Genomic DNA, 24,048 nt, shown 5'->3' on the forward strand with positions numbered 1-24,048 from the left:
ATCAACGTGTCGTCCGGAAGGTCACAAACTGACAAAGGCCGGTCATTTTCGGCCAAGGCTTCGGCCAGGCCGGTACAGTTTCCGGTCCATCCGCCTCAGCGTATAAAGGGGTTCAATAAGCGAGTGAACGTGCCGGTTAATTTAACCGGTGCGCTGAGCACCGACATGGTGATGCAGTCTTCGCAGCCAACCGCCACAGGTTTGTGCTCGTCTTCCTGATTGAGTACCACGAAGTCCCACTGGTTGAACACACCTTTCTGGTCTGAGAATGCACCCTGAAGAACTATCGTGGTTTCACTCCCTCTGTGGGTATGCGCGGGTGCCTTCCCACCGGCGGCCAGTTTCTGAAGCACCACCTGCTCGCTCTGGCCGGGAAACCGTTCGCTGATATCCAGCACACTGACATCGCCGAGCTGACGTTTCCAGGGCAGCGAGTTGAGATCGTCGCCCAACAACTTTTGAAGAGGGCTCATGCGCTTGGCTTGTGTACTGATGTAGGTCTCCGTCATGTCAGGCTCGCTGTCTATGCGTGACAGGATAGCGTCAAACATGTCCGATGAAACACCGACCTGGGGCTGACTTTCCATCATGACGGCCCCCAGGCTGTCGAGCGTATCCACACGGCTGCGACAATGGGGGCACTGGTCCAGATGGAGACGAATGCACAGTGCGTGGGGCTCACTGAGGTTGCCCGCACTGAATTCCATCAGGGTAAGTGTGTCTGGATGGTGCCGTGTCATACGTTCTGGTCCTGCAAAATCACTTTCAGTTTGTTCAGCGCCAGGCGTACCCGGCTTTTAACGGTACCTAGCGGTATGTTGAGCTCGTCCGCCACCATCTGGTGTGACTTGCTTTCCATGTAGACCTTGGCGATTACTGTAATCTGTTCTTCCGGCAGGTGGCTGAGGGACTCTCGCACGCGACGTTCAGACATCAGGCGGTGCAGCGACGTAACCGGCTCGTCTTCGTTTTCGCCGGGAATTTGCCACAGATCTTCCGTTTCAACCGGCATCTCCGCACTCGTGCGCTTCATCTTGCGCAGCATATCAATGCGTTGGTTACGGGCGATGGTGAAAATCCAGGTCGACGCGGCTGCCTTCCTCCAGTCGTACAAGCAGGAGCGCCGCCAGATCGATACGAAAACCTCCTGTACCAGCTCCTCGGCGTGACTCGCCATGCCATTGGCCATGGCGTAATACTTGATCTGAGGACCAAAGTGCTCGAACAAAGCGTGGTAGGCCTGCCGATCCTGGTTCTTTCCCACTTTCTCCAGCAATTGGCTCCAGGGGTCCTTGCGGCCCTCGGCTCGTGCTGGCTTCTGATCCAGTGTGGACACCGGACGCTCCTTGACAGTCGCATGATTTGGCATTGTTGTGTTCATCATTCTATGCACTCGCCCCGGGTTTGTCAGTCACGATATTTACGGGGGCGATGGGCAGACGGATCTGTTGGGCGGTATTTTTTCCCCACTTGTACTGGCTGGCTTCTCCGCCGCTCGGTGTCGTCTGCAGGGAGATTGCCGACCGCTATCATCACGGCTAATCTTTTGCAGGTATTTATTCAGGAACGCTTGGCCAACATGAATGCTCCCGGAAAGACCGGCAATCTGCCCGTTATTCGCGCCCACTACGCCGATATCCTTTGCCAGTTGGCGGAAGAGAAGGGTGCTGCGCGTCCCGAGTTGCTGCGCTCGGCCGATATTCGTCCGGCCATGTTGGGGCACCCCGACAACTTCATCACCGTGGAGCAGTTCAGTAGTCTTTGTCGCTCGGCATTGGCATTGAGTCACGATCCGGCCCTGGGGTTGGAATATGGCAAGCGCCTGAAGTTCACTACCCATGGTTCCCTGTCACAGGCCGCCATCAGCTGTGACAACATTGGCCAGGCTCTTACGGTGCTGATCAAGTATTTCCGTATCCGATTCGTGTATATGAATCTGAGTTTCTTTACCGAGGGCAGCGACGCTGTGCTGCAACTCGATATCGTGCACGCCCTGGATGATCTGCATCGGTTCAATGCAGAAGTCGTGCTGGCCTCGCTTATGGATGTGAACTTGCTCCTGTTCGGACGCCGCCTGCTTGATGGTGGAAGTTGTCGACTGAATTATCCGCCACCGGAGTATGCCCAGGCCTATGAATCCCTGTTCGGCAATCGTATCCGGTTTGACGCCGGCGCCAATCAGCTCCGTTTTCGCAAGGAATTTCTGGAACTGCCAATTTCCCTGTCCAATCCTGTGGCGCGTCGGGTAGCGGAAGCGCAATGCCAGGAGGAAATGCGATCGCTGGAGGCGACCACATCGATTCCCGAGCGTGTGGGGCGGTTGCTGGAATCGGTACGGGATGGCCGGCTTCCGGGTATTGATTCCGTGGCGGCGCAACTGGGTGTGTCACCCAGGACGCTGCGCCGTCAGCTCAGTGCCGAAGGCGTGAAATTTCAGGGCATCCTTGATGACATCCGCCACCGGCGCTCCCTGGAGTTGCTTCGGCGCACCGACCTCGGGATCGATGACATTGCCTATCGCCTGGGGTATAGCGACCCGTCGAATTTCGGCCGTGCCTTCCGCAAGTGGGAGGGTCTGTCACCCTCAGCCTGGCGCGCAAGCAGGGTCTGATCCGGGTTACTCTTCCAGGTAGGTATAGCCGCCCAGGCCATTCTCCAGTTCTTCCAGCAGGCTCGTCTGTATGTCTTCTGGCAATCCGCTGGCGGCAAATTTCTGCTGATAGGCCCGAAGCAGGGCAGTGGGTTCGAAGTTCACATACTGCAGCACCTTGGCCACGGTATCGCCATGGATTGGCTCACTGACGGTATGGCCGCCGCCGGGATTGCGTCGCACATCCACCGAATGAGTGTCGCCGAACAGGTTGTGCATGTCACCGAGGATCTCTTGATAGGCACCGGTCATGAAAAAGCCCATCAGCATGGGTTCTTCCGGCGCCTCTTCAGGCAGCGGGAAGGTGGTTTCGATGCCCTGGCCGTCCACGTACCGGTCAATTCGCCCGTCGGAGTCACAGGTAATATCCTGGATGACCGCACGACGGGTGAGGGGGCGATTCAGTCCGTTCACAGGCATGATCGGGAAGATCTGATCAATACCCCACACGTCCGGCAGTGACTGGAACAACGAAAAATTCACGAAGAGCTTCTCCGCCAGTTTTTCATTGAGCTCGTCAATGATCTCCCGGTGCGCGCGATTCGCGGAGTTCAGCTGTTTTCTCAGAGCCCGGCAGCAGGTGGTGTAGAGCGTTTCCGCCCGTGCGCGGTCCGCCAGTGACAACAGGCCGTGGGCAAACTGGGTGTGGACATCCGCCATGGCGTGGAGCACGTCGTGGTAGATCTCAGCCAGGGAACGGCGCGATGCCTCATCCCGCAGGCTCTCCAGGTCGCGCCACAAATCCTGCAGCGGTGCCGGGGCATCACTGACCGGTTGTTCAGGCGGACGCTTGTCGGGTATCTCCCGGTCAATCACATTGGTCACAAGTACCGAGTGGTGAGCCGTCAGCGCACGGCCGGATTCACTGATCAGGTTGGGATGGGGGATGCCCGCCCGATCGCACTCCGATTGCAGGATATGAATCACGTTGTAAGCGTATTCGTGTACGCTGTAATTCATCGAACAACTGCTGCGTGAACGGGTGCCCTCGTAGTCCACACCGAGCCCGCCGCCAATATCGACCGTGCCAACCGGTGCCCCCATGTGGCGCAATTCACTGTAGAAACGGGCACACTCGCGCAGTCCGGTCTGGATGTCTCGGATATTGGCTATCTGCGACCCCAGGTGAAAATGCAGCAACTGAAGGGATTCCAGGGCCTCGGCACGGCGCAGGGTTTCGACCACATCCAGTACCTGGCTTGCGGACAGGCCGAATTTCGACTTCTCACCGCCGGTGTTCTGCCAGTTGCCTTTGCCGATGGTGGCCAGCCGTGCGCGCACACCAATCAGCGGAGTCACTCCCAGACGGCGCGCTTCCTCGAGGATGAGCGGCAACTCGGACTGTTTTTCAACCACAATGAACACCCGGTGCCCCAGTTTCTGCCCGATCAGCGCCAGCCGGATATATTCGCGGTCCTTGTAGCCATTGCAGACAATCACCGACTCCTGCTGGCGCGACAGTGCCAGAACCGCCATTAACTCTGGCTTGCTGCCGGCTTCGAGGCCAATCTGGTTGTCGCTGGCGGCCGGTTCGGCGCAGAGCAGTTCCTCAACCACCCGGCGCTGCTGGTTGACCTTGATCGGGTAGACGGCGGTGTAGCCTCCCTGGTAGCCGTGTTCGCGAGCGACCTTGTTAAACGCGCCACACAGTTTGTTGACCCGATCATGGAGAATATCGGTAAAACGGATTAACACCGGAAGCTGAACCCCCTCACTGACCAGGGAGCGGGTAAGGTCGGGCAGGTTGATGTCCTCGCCGCTGTGCCCCCGGTCGGGTCTTATCAGTACCTCGCCACGGGCATTTACATCGATATAGCCATCGCTCCAGTGGGCGATGTTGTACACCTTGTGGGCGGCGCTGAGAGTTGGTTCGCTCATGGGGCTTTCCTGTGCTGAGTCCGCAGCCGGCAACGGGCCGGCCTATGGCGCTCATTGTATGGATTCCACCGCCCCGCTAAAAGAACAACACCCGAAAAACACGGCCCGGGGGTAATGATAGTCCTTTAGGTGTGGTGGTTACGCACCTACAATACCCTCAATACGAACAGGCTCAACGCGCACATCCGGAGACACGACATGACTGCACTGAACGATGGCTGGTTTACCGAAGTATTCCAGGACCAGGGAACCGCCTTTTCCCTGCAGGTAAAGAAAAAGCTGCACGAAGAACAAACCGAGTTCCAGAAACTGGAAATCTGGGAAACCGAAACCTTCGGTAACCTGATGGTGCTCGATGGCTGCGTGATGCTGACCACCAGAGACAACTTCCTCTATCATGAGATGATGACTCATCCGGCCCTGTTCACCCATAAAGACCCGAAGAAAGTGGTCATCGTTGGTGGTGGTGATTGTGGAACCCTGAAAGAAGTCCTCAAGCACCCCGGTGTGGAAGAGGCCTGGCAGGTGGAAATCGACGAACGTGTCACTCGTCTCTCAGAACAGTATTTCCCCGAACTCTGCGAGTCCAACACCGATCCCCGCGCCAACTTCTTCTTTGGTGATGGCATCCAGTGGATACGCGATGCGGTGCCCGGAAGCCTCGACGTCATTATCATCGACAGCACCGACCCGGTCGGCCCCGCCGAAGGCCTGTTCGCCCTCGACTTCTACCGCGACTGCATGATCGCCCTGCGCGACGGTGGCATCCTCGTCCAGCAAAGCGAGTCACCGCTGCTGCACACCAACACCATCATCAAAACCATTCACGACGACATGAAAAAGGCCGGTTTCGACCACGTCCGCACCCTGCCGTTCCCGCAACCGGTGTATCCCACCGGCTGGTGGAGCTGCACTATGGCGGGTAAGGAAAAGCCGGTGGTGTACTTCCGTGAGGAAGACGCGGATCAGCGGCCGTTTGTGACCCGCTATTACAACGCCGACATCCACCGTGGGGCATTGGCGATGCCGCAGTTCATGGTGGATGCACTGGAAGATGAGGTGATGTCGAGCGAGCGGTAAAGTGGAAAAAAAGAGGGGCGCCCGTGGGCGCCCCTCTTTCGATCCAGTGTCAGCCCATATTACTTGCTGCTGACAAACTCCGGATAGGCTTCCATGCCACACTCGGACAGATCCACACCTTCGTACTCTTCCTCTTCGGTCACCCGAATACCCATGATTGCCTTGAGGGCGCCCCAGACAATCAGGCTGGTCACGAAGACCCAGACGAAGATGGTCAGCATACCAACCAGCTGACCCATGAAGGTCGCGTCCGCGTCGGACAGCAGTACCGCGAAGATACCCCAGATACCAACCACACCGTGTACGGAGATGGCACCGACCGGGTCATCAATACGCATCTTGTCGAGTGTCACGATTGAGAACACCACGATAATGCCGCCGATGGCGCCGATAATGGTCGCCAGCAGAGGCGAAGGATCGGCGGGTTCAGCGGTAATCGCAACCAGGCCAGCCAATGCACCGTTCAGGGCCATGGTCAGGTCAGCCTTGCCGAACATGATGCGGGCTACAATCAGAGCACCGATCAGGCCGCCGGCAGCGGCCGCGTTGGTGTTCAGGAACACGTTGGCCACTTCGTTGGCAACACCGATGCCGCCCAGTTTGAGGGTAGAACCGCCGTTGAAGCCGAACCAGCCCATCCACAGGATGAAGGTGCCCAGAGTCGCCAGCGGCAGGTTGGCACCCGGGAAGGCCTTGATCTGGCCATCCGCGCCGTACTTGCCTTTACGGGCGCCCAGCAGCAGGACACCGGCCAGAGCCGCAGCGGCACCCGCCATGTGTACGATGCCGGAACCAGCGTAGTCGCTGTAGCTCAGTTCATAGATACCGAATACGGCATCGCCGTTCCAGGTCCAGGAGCCCTGCATCGGGTAGATGAAACCACACATGACAACGGCGAAAGCCAGGAAGGCCCAGAGCTTCATGCGCTCGGCCACGGCACCGGAAACGATGGACATGGCGGTTGCAACGAAGACAACCTGGAAGAAGAAATCAGAAGCCCCGGCGTATTCCCCCATCTCACCAAAACCGGCTTCGTTGGAAGCGGCAAGGACTCCGGCGATCGCCGCGTCGTCCATTTGAGCGACCGTGGTAACGCCGCTGAGGAAGAGCCCACCACCGTACATGATGTCGTAACCGCAGATCAGGTACATGGTACAGGCTACAGCAAACAGGGAAACGTTCTTGGTCAGGATCTCGGTGGTATTCTTGGCACGCACCAGGCCTGCTTCAAGCATTGAGAAGCCCGCGGCCATCCACATGACCAGAGCACCGCAGACAAGGAAGTAGAAGGTATCCAGCGCATACTGGAGTTCAAAAATATGATTGAGATTGCTTTCCATGTGAAGCCCTCCGCACGAGGCTTTTCAAGTTATAAATTTTTTGCGTTGGCTGTCTGGTTGATCAGGCTTTGATCAAACCGCTTCTTCGCCGGTTTCCCCGGTTCGGATCCGGATCGCCTGTTCCAGTTCGGTCACGAAAATTTTGCCGTCACCGATCTTTCCGGTGTTGGCTGCCTTGGTGATGGATTCGATGACCTGATCCAGCAGGTTGTCGCCGATAGCAACTTCAACCTTGACCTTGGGCAGGAAGTCCACCACGTATTCTGCGCCTCGGTAGAGTTCGGTATGACCCTTCTGGCGACCGAAGCCTTTGACTTCAGTGACCGTTACGCCTTGTACGCCAATCTCGGATAGTGCCTCACGGACATCATCCAACTTGAAAGGCTTGATGATCGCTGTCACAAGTTTCATTGCTTTCTCCTTGGTAAAGCCGTCTCAACATCTGGAACTCTTCGGCCCGTTGTTGAGGTCGGGATGCTGCCACCTCGCACACCAATTGTGCGGATTGCGTACAAGGCTTTTAGCATCGGGTGTGCCAACGCAAAAAATAATATAACTATCAGACAGTTGGCTGTCTGTTGATCCAGAATGGATCGTCAGGGCGCACCATTTCGGGGCTTGTCTGTCTTGGGCGAACCATAATGATGCACGAACTCGGTGCAAGCATTAGGGGTGCCTGAGCCACATTATACTGTCGACGGCCACAGTATGGCAGGGGAGGCATTAGTGTTACACTCCGATCCGTCGTTCAGGCACGACGAAAAGCCCGCCGAGGACGAGGTATAGTCCAGCGCAGCGATTTTGACCGGTGATTTTTGAGAGGTGACTCGTGAAAGGTCCACAGGATTTCTTTTCCCAGCTTCAGGGACAGTTCGGCCAGTTCGTTCCCGATATGGCCCGTGCCGCCCGTGAGGACTTTGAAGCTCAGGCCCGCGCCACAGTGATGACGGTTCTGTCGCGCCTTGAGTTGGTCACCCGAGAAGAATTCGATGCCCAGCAAGCTGTACTGATGAAAACCCGCGAAAAGGTCGAAGCGCTGGAAAAGCGCGTGGCTGACCTGGAAAAGCAGTTCCCGAGTAGCTGACAGGCAGGACGCCCGTCAGGCGGCCAAGCCGCTATTCCCTATAACCATGGAAGGTTGTCATGTTTGCCGTTGTCCATACCCGCGCCAGTATTGGCGTTTCAGCACCCTCCGTTACCGTTGAAGTCCACCTGTCAGGCGGCCTGCCGGCGCTGTCCATCGTCGGGCTCCCCGAAACGGGGGTTCGTGAAAGCCGGGAGCGTGTTCGCAGTGCGCTGATGAACGCCGGCTTTGAATTCCCCGCCCGCCGAATCACCATCAATCTGGCTCCTGCGGACCTGCCCAAGGAGGGCGGCCGCTTCGATCTCCCCATTGCCCTGGGCATTCTTGCCGCTTCCGGACAGATTCCGGCGGAAAGTCTCGCACAGTATGAATGCGTGGGAGAGCTTTCCCTGGATGGTGCGCTGAGACCGTTGAAAGGTGTGCTCCCGGCGATACTGGCAGCCCGCAACGAGGGGCGTCGGTTGCTGATCCCCCAGGCCAATGCCGCGGAAGCCGCACTGGCCAGTCAGGACGATGTGTTGCCAGCCGGCCATTTACTGACGGTCTGCGAACACCTGTGTGATCGGGCAAGGATTTCCCCGGTACCGCCAGCGGTGCTGGACACGGGCGTGAACGCCGGTCCGGACCTTGCGGACGTGCATGGTCAGAGCGTGCCGCGGCGGGCGCTGGAAATCGCCGCCGCCGGCGGGCATAACCTGCTGATGTTTGGTCCACCGGGCACTGGTAAAAGCATGCTCGCCAGCCGTCTGCCGGGTATTTTGCCACCGCTAACCACCGAATCTGCGCTTGAGGTAGCAAGCATCCACTCCGTGGCCGGTCATCCCGTACGGGACGGAGAGTGGTGCCGGCCGCCGTACCGCGCGCCCCATCATACTGCCTCGTCGGTTGCCATGGTGGGTGGCGGTAGCAGTCCGCGCCCCGGAGAAATCTCCCTGGCGCACCGCGGTGTGTTGTTTCTCGACGAGCTGCCAGAGTTCGAGCGCCGGGTGCTGGAAGTGCTGCGGGAACCCATGGAGTCCGGCGAGATTGCCATCAGTCGCGCAGCAAGGCAGGTGACTTTTCCAGCCTGTTTCCAGGTCGTGGCGGCCATGAACCCGTGCCCGTGTGGCTATCTGGGGCATCCGACGATTGAGTGCCAGTGTACGCCCCCGCAGGTGCTCCGTTATCGGGCAAAGATATCAGGGCCACTGCTGGACCGGTTCGATTTGCACGTGGAAGTGCCGGTTCAGAGCGGGGAAGTGCTGATGAAGCGTGACGGTGGGGGTGAGTCCAGCACGGTTGTGCGGGATCGGGTGTATCAGGCCCGCGAGCGGCAAATGCAGCGAGGATCCGGAAACGCCGCGTTAAGTGGCGGTGAGCTGCAGACGCACTGCCGCGTGGATGCAGCAGGCGAGGCCATGTTATCCGCCGCCATGGAGCGGCTGGGGCTCTCTGCCAGGGCATTGCATCGCATCCTGCGGGTGGCACGGACCCTGGCGGACCTGGACGGCCTCGACCACATTGGCAATGGCCATCTGGTTGAGGCGTTGGGTTACCGCAAGCTGGACCGGCAGCAGACCCGGAATGCGCAGGTTTCGGTATAGTCCGCTGGGCGGCCTCTGGTAAACTGTCGCCATAACCCATTGAAGGAAAACCGCACAGGGCGGTTGAGGACGTCAGATGACCGATCACAACGATGTTTCCGGCGATTCACCCGTGACGACCCGCCGTGGCGTACGCAGTTTCGTGCTGCGCCAGGGGCGGATGACCGAAGGCCAGAAAAAGGCCTACGACCGCAGTTGGCCCAAATACGGCCTGACCCGTGAACAGGGCATGATTGACCCACGCCAGATCTTTGGACGGGACAACATGCTTAACCTGGAGATCGGGTTTGGTATGGGCAAGTCCCTGGCAGACATGGCGGAAGCGGCACCGGAGCAGGACTTCATCGGCGTGGAAGTGCACCTGCCCGGGGTTGGTGCACTGCTGAAAGAGATTGAAGACCGGGGGCTGGAGAATGTTCGTGTCTACGCCATTGATGCCAACGATGTGATCGACCGGTGCCTGCCCGATGCAGCGCTGGACCGGGTGATGGTGTTTTTCCCGGACCCGTGGCACAAGAAGCGCCACCACAAACGCCGGCTGATCCAGCACGAATTCGTCCAGCGCCTGCGCCATAAACTGCGCGTGGGCGGGATCCTGCACCTGGCCACCGATTGGGAAAACTACGCGGAACACATGATGGAGATCATGGGAGAATCCGAGGGTTTTGCGAACTCACAGGACATCGGCGAATATTCGCCGCGCCCGGAAGACCGCCCGATCACCAAGTTTGAGAAACGGGGCGAGACGTTGGGGCACGGCGTCTGGGATCTGGTGTTTTACCGCACCAACTAGGCTGTCGGTACGCTGACGGAAGTTGCTACTCGTGGGCCAGCGGATGGCGCCGGGCGGCACGAATGATCACCAATCCGGCGCAGCCCAGCATCAGGCCGGTGAATTTCACCAATGCGCAGAGCGTGGCGGACAGGCTGACCATATCCGTGGGCGGGTCCATGTTATTGAGTAGCAAGATGTTTTCCGTTAGATCGCCGGCCCCCGCGGTCACAAACAGGGCCTTCACCCAGCGTGCCACGTTACGTTCCCGAACGCCCGGCCGGTCCCGCATCAGGTGATTGGTCAGGAAAATCAGCGTGGCCAGGTAAGCGGGTACAAACAGGAAGTCCAGCCAAAGGGATATCTGTGCCCATAGCATGCCGTCCTGTCGCCAGCTGCGCAGTATGGCCATGGACTGGTCCGCCGTGGCGGCCATCTGAAGGCTGACGATGCCCTGGGGAGCCGAACCGGTCTGCAGGGGCTGATTGACCACAACCAGGACCAGCAACAGGACGGCGGTGGCCGCCAGGCTCAGGTTGAGCCGTTTGGGCAACAGGGTCATAAGGCGCGGCAGTGACATCAGAGGAAGCGCTCCAGCAGACTGTTCAGATAACGCTGTCCGAGTTCCGTGGTCTGTATCCGTCCCGGTTCCAGCATGTTTTCTTTTCTTAGCGCCTCAAGTTTTACCGCAACTCTGCTCAACGGTAAACCTGTACGCTCTGTGAACAGGTTTTCCGGCACACCGGACGTCAGCCTCAAGGCATTCATCAGAAACTCCAGTGGCCTTTCTTCCAGTTCGACCATTTGGCTGCCCGCGGTGCGGCTGCCGATGCGGTTCATGTAGGCTTCGGGTTGCCGGGTTTTCCAGAAACGCCGGATATCGCCGTTGCGGAAGGTAACCTTGCCATGGGCACCAGCGCCCAGCGCCAGATAATCTCCGAACATCCAGTAATTCAGGTTGTGGCGGGACGCCATTCCAGGCCTGCTCCAGGCTGATACCTCGTAGTCCGTAAACCCCTGCTGATGCAGGTAGTCGGCACCCTGGCAATAGATTTCCCAGAGGTGGTCGTCGTCGGGCAGTTGGGGCGGGCGGCTGTAGAACTCGGTGTTGGGCTCCAGGGTCAGCTGGTACCAGGACAGGTGCGGGGGTTGCCACGACATGGCCGCCCGCAGGTCATCCAGGGCGTCTGCCGGTGTCTGGCCCGGCAAGCCATGCATCAGGTCCAGGTTGAAGTTGTCAAAGCCGGCATTGCGGGCGGCCTCGATAGCCCTGTGGGCCGCCTTGTCATCGTGGATGCGCCCCAGTGCCTTCAATCGCAGGGGGTTGAAACTCTGGATGCCCAGTGAGAGCCGGTTTATGCCGGCGCCACGGAAGCCGTTAAAGCGAGTCTGTTCCACTGTGCCCGGGTTGGCCTCCAGTGTAATCTCGGCATCGTCAGTAAACGACAGGTGAGTGCGCAGCCGGTCGAACAGTATGTTGTAGAAGTCCGGCGACATTAACGAAGGCGTGCCGCCGCCGATGAAGACGGTTTCGATCGGGCGCCCCTGAATTAATGCGAGGTCACCGGCAAGGTCCTCCATGATTGCATCAAGATAGTCGTTCTCGGGAATGTCGCCGGTCAATGCGTGGGAGTTGAAGTCGCAGTAAGGGCACTTTTTCACGCACCAGGGTACGTGAATATACAGGCTTAGCGGGGGCAGGGTGCTCACCGCTGTGTCGGGCGTCGGGGTCATGGTCACCCCGGCTCTTTCCCCAACTGGTCCAGAAGCAGCGCCAGTGCCCGCCCGCGGTGGCTGATACGGCCTTTTTCAGCACGGGGCAGTTCAGCGGCACTGGTGCCGGTTTCCGGTACCAGGAACACCGGGTCGTACCCGAAACCACCCTCACCCCGGGGCTCTGGCAGGATGCTTCCTGGCCAGCGGCCATGACAGATCACCGGTGTGGGGTCATCGGCATGGCGCAGGTAGACCAGTACGCAGTGGAACTGGGCCGTGCGTTGGCCCTCGGGAACGTCTTTCAGCGCGTCGAGCAGTGCCCGGACGTTGTCTGCGTCGCTGGCTGTGTCACCGGCGTAACGGGCCGAACGGACGCCGGGTGCCCCGCCAAGGGCATCCACCGCCAGGCCAGAGTCATCCGCAAGGGCCGGCAACCCGGTGATCCGGGCGGCATGGCGTGCCTTGAGGATGGCGTTCTCCACGAAGGTGACCGCTGGCTCCTCCGCCTCGCCAACCCCCAATTCACCCTGGGCTACGGGCGTCAGCCCGAGTGGGCCGAGCAAGTCTGTGAGTTCGGCGATCTTGCCCTTGTTGTTGCTGGCAATGACCAGTCTGTTGGTGGCGTTAGTCATCAGTCGTTAAACAGCGTGTGGGTGAAACGGATGGGCAGATCCTGTCTGGCACCCGTGGGACGGGTGGTGATCTGGAAGGTCATCAACTCGGCGTTGCTGTATTGGTATTCGGCGATGAAATAGACAGCGTTGCCTTCCTGGATGCGTCGAAACGCCAGGAACCGGGCCTGCTGGATATCGTTCATGACCTTGCCTTCCACCTGGCCTGATACCGGCTCCAGGCCGCCATCCTCGGTTTCCCTCATGATGGATATGTTGACGATACCGATGCCGCGGCTGCGATTAAGGTTGTTCTCGCGGGCAATTTCCGGGGCCAGGAAGGTGCTTGGGAAAACGCTCCAGTGTACTTCGAATTCACCAAAATCCTTTGAGTCGGCATGGCTCTGGCTGGCGAACAGAATCAGGCACGCCAGCGACAGTATCGCCTGCCAGTGATTGCGACTATGTATGGTCATGATTCCTCCCGGGTTATCCGGTAAATGGCGATCTGCCCCAACATATTGGGCCAAAGGCGGCTGAGCCAACGATCCTGGTGTTCACCGTCAACCACCGTGCGGTTCAGTATCCGGACGTCCTTGCGGAAGCAGAGGGCTTCAAAATCCTTGAAGGTGCACAGGTGGATGTTAGGGGTGTTGTACCATTTGTACGGTAGCGTTTCGGATTCAGGCATACGACCCCGGCGCATCAGGTACCAGCGCAATCGCCAGTAAGCGAAGTTGGGGAAGGTTACGATGCCCTCGCGGCCCACGCGAAGCATCTCGTCGAGGACCATGTCCGGGCGCCGGACCGCCTGCAAGGCTTGTGTCATCAGCACGGTGTCGAAGGAGTGATCTTCGAAGTTCCCCAGGCCCTGGGTGTCCAGGTTCTGCTCAATGACGGACACCCCGCGACCCATGCAGGTGGTGATATGGTCCGGATTGATTTCCAGGCCAAACCCTGTTGCTCTTTTTTCCCGCTGCAGGTAGTCCAGCAGGGTGCCGTCGCCGCAGCCCAGATCCAGTACATGGCTGCCGGCGCTGATCCATTGCTCGATGATTTTCAGGTCTGTTCTCATGCGCCTACCTCCCGTGCGACCCGGTCCATGTAGGAATGGAAGATGGCGGTGTAACGTGGTGTGGGAATCAGGAAGGCGTCATGCCCCCAGGGTGCGTCGATTTCAGCATAGCTGACCTTGCAGCGGGCCGCGATCATGGCATTTACTAATTCCTCGGACCGTGCCGGGGTAAACCGCCAGTCGGTGCTGAACGACACGACAAGGAATTCGCAGCGCGCACGGAGCAGCGCCTTTGCCAGGTCATTGTCGTGCTCGTAGGCTGGGTCAAAGTAATCCAGAGCCTTGGTCATCAGCAGGTAGGTATTGGCGTCGAATGACTCCGAGAAACGCTCACCCTGGTAACGCAGGTAACTCTCCACCTGGAACTCTGCGTCATAGCCGAACTTGTAGGCCTGGTCGCGCAGTTCGCGGCCAAATTTCTCGCCCATGGAGGCGTCGGACAGATAGGTAATGTGGCCCACCATGCGTGCCAGCATCAGCCCCCGGCGCGGCAACGTGTCGTGCTCATAGTAGCGGCCGTCGTGGAACTCACGGTCGGACGTGATCGCCTGTCGCGCCACTTCATTGAAGGCGATATTCTGGGCGCTCAGGCGTGGTGTGGAAGCAATGGTCACGGCATGCCGCAAACGGTCCGGGTAGTCCAGGCTCCACTGAAGCGCCTGCATCCCGCCGAGGGAGCCTCCCACTACGGCGGCCCAACATTCAATGCCGAGTCGGTCGGCCAGTAACGCCTGGCTGTGGACCCAGTCGCGTACCGTGATCACCGGGAAATCAGGGCCGTAGGGCTGGCCGGTCTTCGGATTGACGCTGCCGGGTCCGGTGCTGCCATGGCAGCCACCCAGATTGTTCAGGCTGACAACGAAAAACCGGTTGGTATCGATGGGCTTGCCGGGGCCAATGCAGCTGTCCCACCATCCCGGCTTGCGGTCTTCCTTGCTGTGATAACCGGCGGCATGGTGGTGGCCGCTGAGGGCGTGACAGATCAATACCGCGTTGGTGGCATCCGCATTCAGCTTGCCGTAAGTCTCAATCACCAGATCGTAACTCTCCAGCGTCTGACCGCAGGCGAGAGTGATCGGTGTATCGAAGTGCAGTGTCTGTGGGGTGACTATCCCGACAGAATCCGTTGGCAAGGGATCGGGCATTGGCGCGACAGGTTCCTGATTCAGTCCGTATTATCTGGAAGACGTTTCAGGCAATGGCCGGGCGGAAACCTGCATGTAAGTGCAGGCCTAACTGATATGGCCAGGCGATTGCCAGCCAAGCAGTTTAAAGGCCGGCCTGCATGGCTGCAACCGCCATTTCCGGCGCCGGTCAGACCGCGCCGGAAATGTTGACCACCTTCTGTTGGATCAGAGTGGGTGCTGGTTTACGGATTTGCCGCTGCATGGCGTCAGCCAGTTCAAGCTGGCGTGTCAGATCGCTGATGGTGTTCTGCAGTCGTTCGCGTTCGGCCCGGCTGTCGCGGTCGCTGCGAACCATGTCCCGGAGGCGACGGATCTGGTGCTCCAGCAACTGCTTCTGTTCCATGGAGTACTGCATGATTGGTAGTAGTGCTTCCGATGGCCAGCGTTCGACATCGGCCCGCACGCGCAGATGCAGTGTTCGGGCTTCGCCCACCATCACGTTGAAGAAGCGCCTGACCAGCAGCGACTGCTCCGTCAACAGATTTTTGGGGCTGATGCGGAAGCGTTTTGCCTTCTTGCGCAGTTCGCGGATGGCAATAACGTGACGACCTGCCCGTAATGGAATTGGCTCCAGGTGACGGGCCCGGGTGTCTTCGTTGTAGCGGCGGTAGATGGCGCCCACCATTTTTTCGGCCAGCCGCCCTTCGCTGAGAAGGTTGCTCAGATCATTTTCCAGCAGCTCGAAGAAATGATCCATGCTGTGGTTCATGCCGGCAGTGGTCCAGCTCTTCGACATCTTCTGGCGGACTTTCTCGGCATGGGACTCAAACCGATCCTCGCTAACCAGCCCCTTGAGCATCTCGCCCTGGGAATCCATCAGCCGGCGGCTGGACCGGAGCGTAATCAGCTTCTTGTAGTAGAAGTCATAGTCCCGCTGGGCGCGGTCGGCCAGGCGCCGCAGTGCGTCAGTGTCCATGGTGACGCCAGAACAGGCCTGCAGCTCTTCTTCCAGTGCGTCCAGCCGGTTTTGCATGGCGGCCTGACTGTTCTGCAGCATGCCCAACAGGTCGTTGATCAGGCTCTGTGTAATCAGCTGTTCCTTGTGCATCAGGATGCGCTGGATGATCAACTGTTCCAGTTGGGCGAGGTTCGAACGTTCAAGCAGTTCTTCGTTGCCTTTGACCCGGGCCAGCAGGCCTTGCTTGGCGGACAGCGGTATCACGTCGTTCTGGCGCATGCCGAGGTGGTCGGCGGTGTAGCTACGCACCCGGTCAATGGCTTCCTGGGTATGCTTCTCGCCCTGGAGATCATCCCAGAGCACGTCGATCTTGTTGAGCACTGCGAATCGGCCAGCGCGGTGGTCGGCGTGCTCGGTGTCGATGTGATCCTTCCAGATCGTCATGTCGCTGGCAGTGACGCCGGTATCCGCGCTCAACAGGAAGATAATGGCGTGGGCGCGAGGCAACATACTGATGGTCAGTTCTGGCTCTGAGCCGAGAGCGTTGAGCCCCGGGGTGTCCAGTATGCGCAGGCCGCGTTCGAACAACGGATGGCGAATGCTGATCTGGGCGTTGCGCCAGGCCGGCACCACGACATTACCCGGCTTGTTGCGGTCATGCTCCAGCATGTCCTCGTCGAAGCCCAGTTTGCGGGCTTCCTGCGGAGTGACGCTCTTTACGCGAGCCACTTCCGCCAGAACTTCCCGCATGATTTCCGGGTCGCGCTCGTCCAGGTCGTGTTTGACCCAGCGTTCGGGCTGCTTGCGCAGTTGCTGCAGGGAGAGCTCGCCGGTCCTGGTTTCGATCGGGAGCAGCAACAGGTAGTTGCTGTTTGACGTGCGGTCAAAGAACAGCTCGGTCGGGCACATGGTGGTGCGGCCCGCCTGGGATGGCAGCATGCGCTGGCCGTATTCTGAAAAGAAGAGGGCGTTGATCAGTTCCGTCTTGCCGCGGGAATACTCACCCACGAAAGCAATGGTGAGTTCGTCTTCGATCAGCAGCTCAAGGCCGTGACGAATGCGGTTGCTGACATCGTCTGAAAACAGGTTGTTGTCCTGCAGCCACAGACGGTAGCGACCGATCTGCCTGATCAGTTCTTTTTTCCAGCCGTGGTAGGCCTCTACCTGCTGCGACAGGGTTCCTTGCTTGTTCATCGGACCATCCTTCTGCGCGACTTCCGGGCGACTGCGTTGGATCTTGGTTGGTTAAAGTTGTGCCAAAAATATAGCTAATGTTACCGCATTGGCGCGGCAAATCTGCGGCGGCGATCACGGGTCTGTATAGCAGGGCGACGTGTAGAAGGAAAAAAGTGCAGCTGATTCAGATAGATGAACCAGCTGCAGGTGAGAGTAGTTTATTGTCCTGATATGTAACGGAATGTGTTTTTGAGAGGTGGTCTACATTCCGACGATGGAGCCCATGCCGGCGGCTACCTTCATGTGGTCGATCACCACCGAAACCACATTGAGGATCAGGAACACGATAATCGGGGACAGATCCAGGCCGCCCATGGATGGCATCACATTGCGTACGGGGCGCATCACGGGTTCGGTGATCTGCGCAACCAGTTGGATAGCAGGGTGGCCGCTTTGTGGCGCAATCCAGCTGACGACCACGACTGCAATGACGGACCAGAAGTAGATCTTAACGATCAGATCAAGAACGTTAAGGATAGCCCAGCTGAGCAGGGTGAGCGGGTTGATCGCCGGTATGCTGCTGTTCAGGGCCACAAGAATGAGGAAAAAGGTGATCGCCTGGATGATGACCGCCAGCACCAGGGCTGCGCCGTCGATACCGCCCCAACCGGGAATAAAGCGGCGAAGCGGACGCAGCAGCGGGTTGGTGGCTTTCACAACAAACTGCGAGATCGGATTGTAGAAATCCGCCCTGGCCAGTTGCAGCAAAAAGCGCAGCAGCACGATCGTCAGGTAGAACGTCGAGGCAATGAGCAGAATGGTGATCAGAATGTCAGCCAGCATGAAGCCGTGTCTCCCGTTATTGGTTACTGTTTATTGGCGAGTTCTTTGGCCATTTCCCCGGAGCGCTTGTAAGCGGCTGAGTAGGCCTTCTTGACCAGATCTCTCATGCCACCTTCTTCAAAGGTCTGGATGGCCTGTTCTGTGGTGCCACCGGGAGACATGACATTGCGTTTGAGCTGGCCGGGGTCGTGTTCACTGCGTCCTGCCATTTCGGCGGCGCCGGCCATGGTCTGGATTGCCAGTGCGCGTGCGGTCTCGCCGGCAATGCCGGCATCGGTGGCCGCCTCTTCCAGTGCTTCCAGCATCAGGAAGAAATAGGCGGGGCCGCTGCCAGAAAGTGCAGTCACTGCATGCAGGAGGGATTCGTCCTCCACCCAGAGCGCCGAGCCAATGCTGTTAAAGACCGACTCCACCATGGTCTTCTGCTTTTCCTTGACCTGATCATTGGCATAGAGCCCGGCAGCCCCTTTACCAACCAGCGATGGCGTGTTGGGCATCACGCGCACCAGCGGCAGTCCGCCACCGAGCCACTCGTCCAGGGTGGAAGCTTCCAGCCCGGCCGCGATCGACACCATTAGCGGGCGGGTGTTCTGCACCACCGGGGCGATGTCTGAGCAAACACTTGCCATAACCTGTGGCTTCACCGCCAGAACCACCATGTCCGCCTGCTCGGCGCAGTAACGATTGTCGGTGGTGACGCTGACACCAAATTGTTTGCGGATGGATTGAAGATGGTTGTCATCGGGGGCGCTGACCCAGATGTTGGCGGCCTTGAAGCCGCTGTCCAGCATGCCACCGATGATGGCGCTGGCCATGTTGCCGGCACCGATAAACGAAATCGTTGGTGATGTGCTCAAGGTTCACTCCACGTTTGGATCAGTAGTGGTCAATTGTCAGTCTGCCGCTGATGATAACAGGATCTGGGCCTGTCAGCTTCCGGTTACCGAGGCCCGAACAGGGCGGTACCGACTCTTACCCAGGTTGCGCCCTCCTCAATGGCCATCTCAAGGTCGCCGGACATGCCCATGGAGAGGGTGTCCAGCGGACCGCAGCCGGGAGCCTCCTGGCGCATGTGCTTCAGCGCATTGGCCAACTTGCGAAAACTTGAGCGTAACTCCGCCTCGGGCTGATCCGGGTCCGGAATCGCCATCAGCCCCCTGAGCGAGAGATTTGGCATCTCTTCGATGGCGTCTGCCATGTTGGTGAGATCCTCCAGGGTACAACCGGACTTGCTCTCCTCATTGTTGATGTTCACCTGAAGGCAGATATTCAACGGCGGGAGAGTGGAAGGGCGCTGATCGTTCAGGCGCTGAGCAATCTTGAGTCGGTCAACGCTGTGTGCCCAGGCAAATGCCCCGGCAATCTGGCGGGTCTTGTTGGATTGAATGGGGCCTATAAAGTGCCATTCGATGGCGTCCAGTTCCTTCAGCTCCTCCATTTTGTCCAGAGCTTCCTGAACGTAGTTTTCACCAAATGCCCGTTGGCCGGCGCTGTAAGCCGTGCGAAGCTCGTCGGCCGGGCGCGTCTTACTGACCGCCAGCAGATGCACGGAACCCGCGCTGCGGCCGGCCTTCAATGTTGCTTTTTGTATGCGTCGGGTTACGCTCCCGATGTTGTCTGCTATGCTGCTCATAGTGCGAATCCGCCGATTCCGGTCAGTCTCTGATACGCTGACACGTTACCCGCAGGTTACTGAAATGCCAAGTGAAGCCGTTCAGTGCCAATGACCGGAGCCGGCGCATACCGGGATAAAAGAAAAAAGCCTTCCGAGGACCCCTATGGATATTACTGAACTGCTTGCCTTTTCGGCCAAACAGGGCGCATCAGACTTGCACCTGTCTGCCGGCCTTCCCCCGATGATCCGTGTTGATGGCGATGTCCGCCGCATCAACCTTCCGCCAATGGAGCATAAAGAAGTCCATGGGCTGATCTACGACATCATGAACGACAAGCAGCGCAAGGACTACGAAGAGTTCCTGGAGACCGACTTCTCCTTCGAGGTGCCTGGTGTCGCCCGCTTCCGTGTTAACGCGTTTAACCAGAACCGTGGCTCCGGTGCTGTCTTCCGGACCATCCCGTCAAAGGTACTGACGATGGAAGACCTCGGTATGGGGCAGGTGTTCAAGGACATCGCCTCTGTGCCACGAGGTCTGGTGCTGGTTACGGGCCCAACAGGCTCCGGTAAGTCCACCACCCTGGCGGCGATGATCGACTACATCAACGACAGCCGCTATGAGCACATCCTCACCATCGAGGACCCCATCGAATTCGTACACGAATCCAAGAAGTGCCTGCTGAACCAGCGGGAAGTGCATCGTGACACCCTGGGCTTCAACGAAGCCCTGCGCTCCGCACTGCGGGAAGACCCGGACATTATCCTGGTCGGCGAGCTGCGGGACCTGGAAACCATCCGCCTGGCCCTGACGGCGGCGGAAACCGGTCACCTGGTGTTCGGCACCCTGCACACCACCTCGGCGGCCAAAACCATCGACCGTGTGGTGGACGTGTTCCCGGCGGAAGAGAAATCCATGGTTCGTTCGATGTTGTCAGAGTCGTTGCAGGCGGTTATCTCCCAGACCCTGATGAAGAAGATGGGCGGTGGCCGGATTGCGGCTCACGAGATCATGATTGGCACCTCGGCGATCCGTAACCTGATCCGCGAGGACAAGATTGCTCAGATGTACTCGGCAATCCAGACCGGTGGCTCCCTGGGCATGACAACCCTGGATCAGTGTCTGGAAAAGCTCTTGAAGAAAGGCCTGATTTCCCGCGAAGCCGCGAGAATGAAGGCAAAAATGCCGGATAATTTCTAAGCTTGGTAGCGGGCTTGGCACATAATTCGGGAGGTGTCGGGTAGGGCCCGTTCCAGGGACGTCAAAAAGCAGGGATGTTTTTGTCGAGCGTACATGGACGTATTAACAGCGTGCCCTGGAACGGGCCCTACCCGACACCCGGACACCGAAAGTCAGAAAAATAGGTAGAAAGTCATGGAATTCGAAAAACTGCTCCGTTTGATGGTGGAAAAAGGCGGTTCCGATCTTTTCATAACCGCCGGTGTGCCACCCTCCATGAAGGTCAACGGCAAGGTCCTGCCTGTCACCAAGAATGCATTGACGCCTGAGCAGACGAGGGAGTTCGTCTATGGTGCCATGAACGACAAACAGCGGGTCGAATTCGAAGAAAGCCACGAGTGTAACTTCGCCATCAGTGCCCGAGGCATCGGTCGCTTCCGTGTCAGCGCCTTCTTCCAGCGCAACCTCTGCGGCATGGTCCTGCGGCGGATCGAGGTGAAAATCCCGCAGATTGATGACCTGGCACTGCCGGAAATCATCAAGGATCTGGCCATGACCAAGCGTGGCCTGATCATGTTCGTGGGTGCCACCGGTACCGGTAAGTCCACCTCGCTGGCGGCTATGCTCGGGCATCGTAACCGCAACAGCCGGGGCCACATTATCTCCATCGAAGACCCCATCGAATTCGTGCACCAGCACCAGGGCTGTATCGTGACCCAGCGAGAGGTGGGCATCGATACCGATAGCTTTGAAGTGGCTCTGAAGAACACCCTGCGCCAGGCACCGGACGTGATCCTCATCGGTGAGGTGCGTACCCGCCAGACCATGGAATACTCTGTGCAGTTTGCTGAAACCGGCCACCTGTGCCTCGCTACCCTGCACGCCAACAACGCCAACCAGGCGCTGGACCGGATTATCCAGTTCTTCCCGCCGGAACAGCACAACCAGATCTGGATGGACCTGTCCCTGAACCTCAAGGCCATCGTCGCTCAACAGTTGATCCCGACGCCGGACGGGCAGGGCCGCAAAGCCGTCATTGAAGTGTTGATCAACACACCGTTGGTCGCGGACCTGATTCGAAAAGGCGAAGTGCACCGACTTAAGGAACTGATGTCCAAGTCCAACGAGAGCGGCATGCGCACCTTTGATCAGGCGCTTTATGAACTCTATGCCGAAGGCTCCATCACTTATGAGGATGCCCTCGCGCACGCGGATTCAGCCAACGACCTGCGCCTGATGATCAAGCTGGGTGCCGATTCCCAGGGCGCTGACAAGCTGGCTTCCAGTGTCGACAAGTTGTCGATCCAGGACGATTGATCGAGGATTAGACTAAAGTAGTAAACAATTAGGGTTCTGAATCAGTAGGGATGGCATTTGAGGCCATTGGCCCGTGATGCGTATACTCCGCTCCGACGATCATCCAGGGGGATTTATGCGCAAAAACAAAGTATTGCCCGGCTCTGTTATCCGAATCGCGACGGTATCGGCGTTGGTGGCACCCGCCGCAGCGCTGGCCGGTGGTTTTTCACTCAATGAGCAAAGTGCCAGTGCCATGGGCGTTGCTAACGCCGGCACCGCAGCCAATCCGGAAAATGCCACTACGGTTTTCTTCAATCCGGCCGGCATGAGCCAGCTTTCCGGCACCAATATGTCGTTTGGTGCCGCCGTTCTGGATATTGATGCCGAGCTCAAGGAAGGCACTGGCAGTGCCGTTCGCGATGACGGCCGTCCCGTCGCCGGTGGAAACGGTGGTGATATCGCCGACCCGGCCGTCCTTCCCAATTTTTACATGACCCACGAAATCAACGACTGGCTGGACGTGGGCTTCGGTCTGCACGCCCCCTATGGCCTTGCGGCGGATTACGAGGATGACTTCAAGGGGCGCTTTTTCGCGGACAAGACCGAGCTGACCGCCATTGCATTCAGCCCGTCCATTGCCGTTAACGACGGTAATGGATTCTCCATGGGTGCTGGCGTCAATGTGATCTACGCCGAAGGCCGGCTGACCAAGTTCCAGGACTACAGTGGTACGGAAGCCCGCTTCGGGTTGCCCCCGGGGACCCTGGAAGACGGTTACGCGGATATCGAAGGCAGTGACGTGGCGCTCACCTTCGCCTTTGGCTTGCTTTGGGAAATGTCGGAGCGAACACAGTTTGGTATATCCGCCCAGACCGGAACAGAACTGGAGCTGGATGGCGACGCGGAAGTTCGTAACTATCCGCAGGGTAGCCTTAGCGGTGGTGGCCTGACGTTCAGCCAGTCCACGGTCACTGAACGGGTGACTGTCCCGCTGGATATTCCCGAGAGCATTACCTTCGGTGCCCGTCACCAATTGACCGATACCGTAACACTGCTGGCAGGTGCGACCTGGGCCAAGTGGAGCCGGTTTGAGGCATTGGATGTGGTCAGCCGTGAGGACAATGGCCCAATTTCTTCTCAGGCAGGGCCCGGTCTTGGTGATGAGCGCCTGGTGACGCACGTTTCGGAAAACTGGAAAGACACCTGGCAGGCCAATGTCGGCGCCATCTGGCAGGCGACCCCGGAGTGGGCATTCAAGGCTGGCTATGCCTGGGATGAGTCGCCGGTGAACGACGATTTCCGTACGGCTCGAATCCCGTCAGGGGATCGCGATTGGGTCACGCTGGGCGCACAGTACGCCGACGCCCGTTCAGGCTGGACGGTAGACGTGGCCGCCGGGGTGTTGCTGTTCGACGACGAAGAGGTGAACGAACAGAACTATGACGTCAACGACGAGCCCATGCCCGGGGCGGCTCGCTACCGTGGTACCTACGAGCTTGATGCCTGGAGTGCGGGGGTACAGGTCAGCAAGCAGTTTTAAGTGATACCTTGAGGGGCGTACGGCGCCCCTCAATCAATAACCTGCCCACGATAGATAACCTTCTTCTTTCTCGCCCTTTCTGCTTCCGTTTCGGAAGCACTACTGTCGCCCCTAGACGTTTCCTCGGCAATTTCCTGTCCGCGATACATTCGCTTCGCATTGTCGGTATCGTCGTGCAGGTCCAAGTGAGGGATCTGGGGTCTGAGTATTTCCCAGGTGTGGATGAGGTGGGCTGAGCGGGTTTTGCTGGCGTAGTCCGCTAGATGCCGTTCCAGGTGCTCTTCCGTGAGGTGCAGCTTTACCCCGAACTCAGACTGAATTAAGCGGCGACACTGGTGAACCAGTTTCAGTAAGCCAGGGTTCATAAGCCAACTGCGCTCGGAAGCCAGAAAAGTCATGGTGAGTGCCTCGGGTAGAAAAGTGTCACAACATGGCCCCGGTATTCACTCATGCGAATGCGGGGCCGACCCTCACAAGGCTTGCGAATTTCGTGCCGTTTTCGGCTGTCGAGCCCAGCGCCGTCG

General features: G+C 58.6%; 23 protein-coding genes and 1 pseudogene. 8 read left to right on the forward strand and 16 right to left on the reverse strand.

Translation table 11 applies throughout. From position 1 onward, the window contains the following. Positions 1-95 precede the first annotated feature (95 nt). On the reverse strand, positions 96-740 hold the full coding sequence (locus tag ACTRWH_RS12530; protein WP_228210349.1) for a ChrR family anti-sigma-E factor: 645 nt from the start codon (positions 738-740) through the stop codon (positions 96-98). After that, entirely contained in the window at positions 737-1,336 is a 600-nt protein-coding gene (locus ACTRWH_RS12535) for a sigma-70 family RNA polymerase sigma factor (protein WP_036203098.1), read from the reverse strand. Before ACTRWH_RS12535 ends, ACTRWH_RS12530 begins: the two co-directional genes overlap by 4 nt. Positions 1,337-1,579: 243 nt before the next feature. On the opposite strand from ACTRWH_RS12535, the gene ACTRWH_RS12540 reads away from it, so the two are divergent. Then, positions 1,580-2,611 (forward strand): AraC family transcriptional regulator, encoded by a 1,032-nt coding sequence (locus tag ACTRWH_RS12540; protein WP_036205596.1) that lies wholly within the window; start codon positions 1,580-1,582, stop codon positions 2,609-2,611. Between the two features lie 6 nt (positions 2,612-2,617). Here ACTRWH_RS12540 and speA read toward each other — a convergent pair whose 3' ends face one another. Further along, positions 2,618-4,528, reverse strand: coding sequence for a biosynthetic arginine decarboxylase (speA, locus tag ACTRWH_RS12545; protein ID WP_085681683.1), 1,911 nt, complete (start codon positions 4,526-4,528; stop codon positions 2,618-2,620). Positions 4,529-4,726: 198 nt separating this feature from the next. On the opposite strand from speA, the gene speE reads away from it, so the two are divergent. Continuing rightward, positions 4,727-5,608 (forward strand): polyamine aminopropyltransferase, encoded by an 882-nt coding sequence (gene speE / locus ACTRWH_RS12550; RefSeq protein WP_041332626.1) that lies wholly within the window; start codon positions 4,727-4,729, stop codon positions 5,606-5,608. 59 nt (positions 5,609-5,667) lie between these two features. Here speE and ACTRWH_RS12555 read toward each other — a convergent pair whose 3' ends face one another. Further along, the gene (locus tag ACTRWH_RS12555; protein ID WP_228210350.1) at positions 5,668-6,948 is read right to left on the reverse strand and encodes an ammonium transporter family protein; all 1,281 of its coding nucleotides are present in this window, start codon (positions 6,946-6,948) and stop codon (positions 5,668-5,670) included. 72 nt (positions 6,949-7,020) lie between these two features. After that, complete coding sequence (gene glnK / locus ACTRWH_RS12560; RefSeq protein WP_004578958.1) at positions 7,021-7,359, reverse strand: P-II family nitrogen regulator; 339 nt, start codon at positions 7,357-7,359, stop codon at positions 7,021-7,023. A 418-nt stretch (positions 7,360-7,777) separates the two neighbouring features. Between glnK and ACTRWH_RS12565 the strand changes: the two genes are divergently transcribed. From ACTRWH_RS12565 to trmB, 3 genes are all read left to right on the forward strand, one after another. Further along, entirely contained in the window at positions 7,778-8,032 is a 255-nt protein-coding gene (locus ACTRWH_RS12565) for an accessory factor UbiK family protein (protein WP_036203113.1), read from the forward strand. 59 nt (positions 8,033-8,091) lie between these two features. Beyond that, positions 8,092-9,615, forward strand: coding sequence for a YifB family Mg chelatase-like AAA ATPase (locus tag ACTRWH_RS12570; RefSeq protein ID WP_228210351.1), 1,524 nt, complete (start codon positions 8,092-8,094; stop codon positions 9,613-9,615). 76 nt (positions 9,616-9,691) lie between these two features. Then, a complete protein-coding gene (trmB, locus tag ACTRWH_RS12575) occupies positions 9,692-10,408 on the forward strand; it encodes a tRNA (guanosine(46)-N7)-methyltransferase TrmB (protein WP_007154277.1) in 717 nt (238 codons plus the stop codon). 25 nt (positions 10,409-10,433) lie between these two features. On the opposite strand, the gene ACTRWH_RS12580 is transcribed toward trmB, so the two are convergent. From ACTRWH_RS12580 to ACTRWH_RS12625, 10 genes and pseudogenes are all read right to left on the reverse strand, one after another. After that, positions 10,434-10,967, reverse strand: coding sequence for a hypothetical protein (locus ACTRWH_RS12580; protein ID WP_041332628.1), 534 nt, complete (start codon positions 10,965-10,967; stop codon positions 10,434-10,436). Continuing rightward, on the reverse strand, positions 10,967-12,121 hold the full coding sequence (gene hemW, locus ACTRWH_RS12585) for a radical SAM family heme chaperone HemW (protein ID WP_174447628.1): 1,155 nt from the start codon (positions 12,119-12,121) through the stop codon (positions 10,967-10,969). The genes ACTRWH_RS12580 and hemW overlap by 1 nt, the downstream gene beginning before the upstream one ends. Positions 12,122-12,123: 2 nt before the next feature. Next, positions 12,124-12,735, reverse strand: coding sequence for an RdgB/HAM1 family non-canonical purine NTP pyrophosphatase (gene rdgB, locus ACTRWH_RS12590; protein WP_041332631.1), 612 nt, complete (start codon positions 12,733-12,735; stop codon positions 12,124-12,126). Then, the gene (locus ACTRWH_RS12595) at positions 12,735-13,190 is read right to left on the reverse strand and encodes a DUF4426 domain-containing protein (protein WP_036203129.1); all 456 of its coding nucleotides are present in this window, start codon (positions 13,188-13,190) and stop codon (positions 12,735-12,737) included. The genes rdgB and ACTRWH_RS12595 overlap by 1 nt, the downstream gene beginning before the upstream one ends. Then, positions 13,187-13,789 carry a methionine biosynthesis protein MetW gene (gene metW, locus ACTRWH_RS12600; protein WP_036203131.1) on the reverse strand — a complete coding sequence of 201 codons (603 nt, stop codon included), beginning with the start codon at positions 13,787-13,789 and terminating at the stop codon, positions 13,187-13,189. The genes ACTRWH_RS12595 and metW overlap by 4 nt, the downstream gene beginning before the upstream one ends. Continuing rightward, the gene (gene metX, locus ACTRWH_RS12605; RefSeq protein ID WP_036203135.1) at positions 13,786-14,934 is read right to left on the reverse strand and encodes a homoserine O-succinyltransferase MetX; all 1,149 of its coding nucleotides are present in this window, start codon (positions 14,932-14,934) and stop codon (positions 13,786-13,788) included. The genes metW and metX overlap by 4 nt, the downstream gene beginning before the upstream one ends. Before the next feature lie 1,324 nt (positions 14,935-16,258). Continuing rightward, positions 16,259-17,068 (reverse strand): annotated as a pseudogene (locus ACTRWH_RS12610) (dynamin family protein); the annotation flags it as partial. 243 nt (positions 17,069-17,311) lie between these two features. After that, positions 17,312-17,893: a YggT family protein gene (locus tag ACTRWH_RS12615; protein WP_036203140.1), complete on the reverse strand. Its 582-nt coding sequence runs from the start codon at positions 17,891-17,893 to the stop codon at positions 17,312-17,314. 23 nt (positions 17,894-17,916) lie between these two features. Continuing rightward, positions 17,917-18,750 carry a pyrroline-5-carboxylate reductase gene (proC, locus tag ACTRWH_RS12620; protein ID WP_036203143.1) on the reverse strand — a complete coding sequence of 278 codons (834 nt, stop codon included), beginning with the start codon at positions 18,748-18,750 and terminating at the stop codon, positions 17,917-17,919. 83 nt (positions 18,751-18,833) lie between these two features. Then, complete coding sequence (locus ACTRWH_RS12625) at positions 18,834-19,526, reverse strand: YggS family pyridoxal phosphate-dependent enzyme (protein ID WP_228210352.1); 693 nt, start codon at positions 19,524-19,526, stop codon at positions 18,834-18,836. Positions 19,527-19,671: 145 nt separating this feature from the next. Here ACTRWH_RS12625 and ACTRWH_RS12630 point away from each other — a divergent pair, with 145 nt between their 5' ends. From ACTRWH_RS12630 to ACTRWH_RS12640, 3 genes are all read left to right on the forward strand, one after another. Continuing rightward, on the forward strand, positions 19,672-20,706 hold the full coding sequence (locus ACTRWH_RS12630) for a type IV pilus twitching motility protein PilT (RefSeq protein WP_027830795.1): 1,035 nt from the start codon (positions 19,672-19,674) through the stop codon (positions 20,704-20,706). 174 nt (positions 20,707-20,880) lie between these two features. Next, positions 20,881-22,002, forward strand: a complete 1,122-nt coding sequence (locus ACTRWH_RS12635) for a PilT/PilU family type 4a pilus ATPase (protein WP_036203149.1) — start codon at positions 20,881-20,883, stop codon at positions 22,000-22,002. Positions 22,003-22,117: 115 nt separating this feature from the next. Beyond that, positions 22,118-23,524: an OmpP1/FadL family transporter gene (locus ACTRWH_RS12640; protein WP_177190611.1), complete on the forward strand. Its 1,407-nt coding sequence runs from the start codon at positions 22,118-22,120 to the stop codon at positions 23,522-23,524. 29 nt (positions 23,525-23,553) lie between these two features. Here ACTRWH_RS12640 and ACTRWH_RS12645 read toward each other — a convergent pair whose 3' ends face one another. Further along, positions 23,554-23,922: a hypothetical protein gene (locus ACTRWH_RS12645; RefSeq protein WP_228210353.1), complete on the reverse strand. Its 369-nt coding sequence runs from the start codon at positions 23,920-23,922 to the stop codon at positions 23,554-23,556. Between the last annotated feature and the right edge of the window lie 126 nt (positions 23,923-24,048).

The sequence above is a fragment of the Marinobacter sp. G5_S1_61_S3 genome (genome assembly GCF_054968585.1).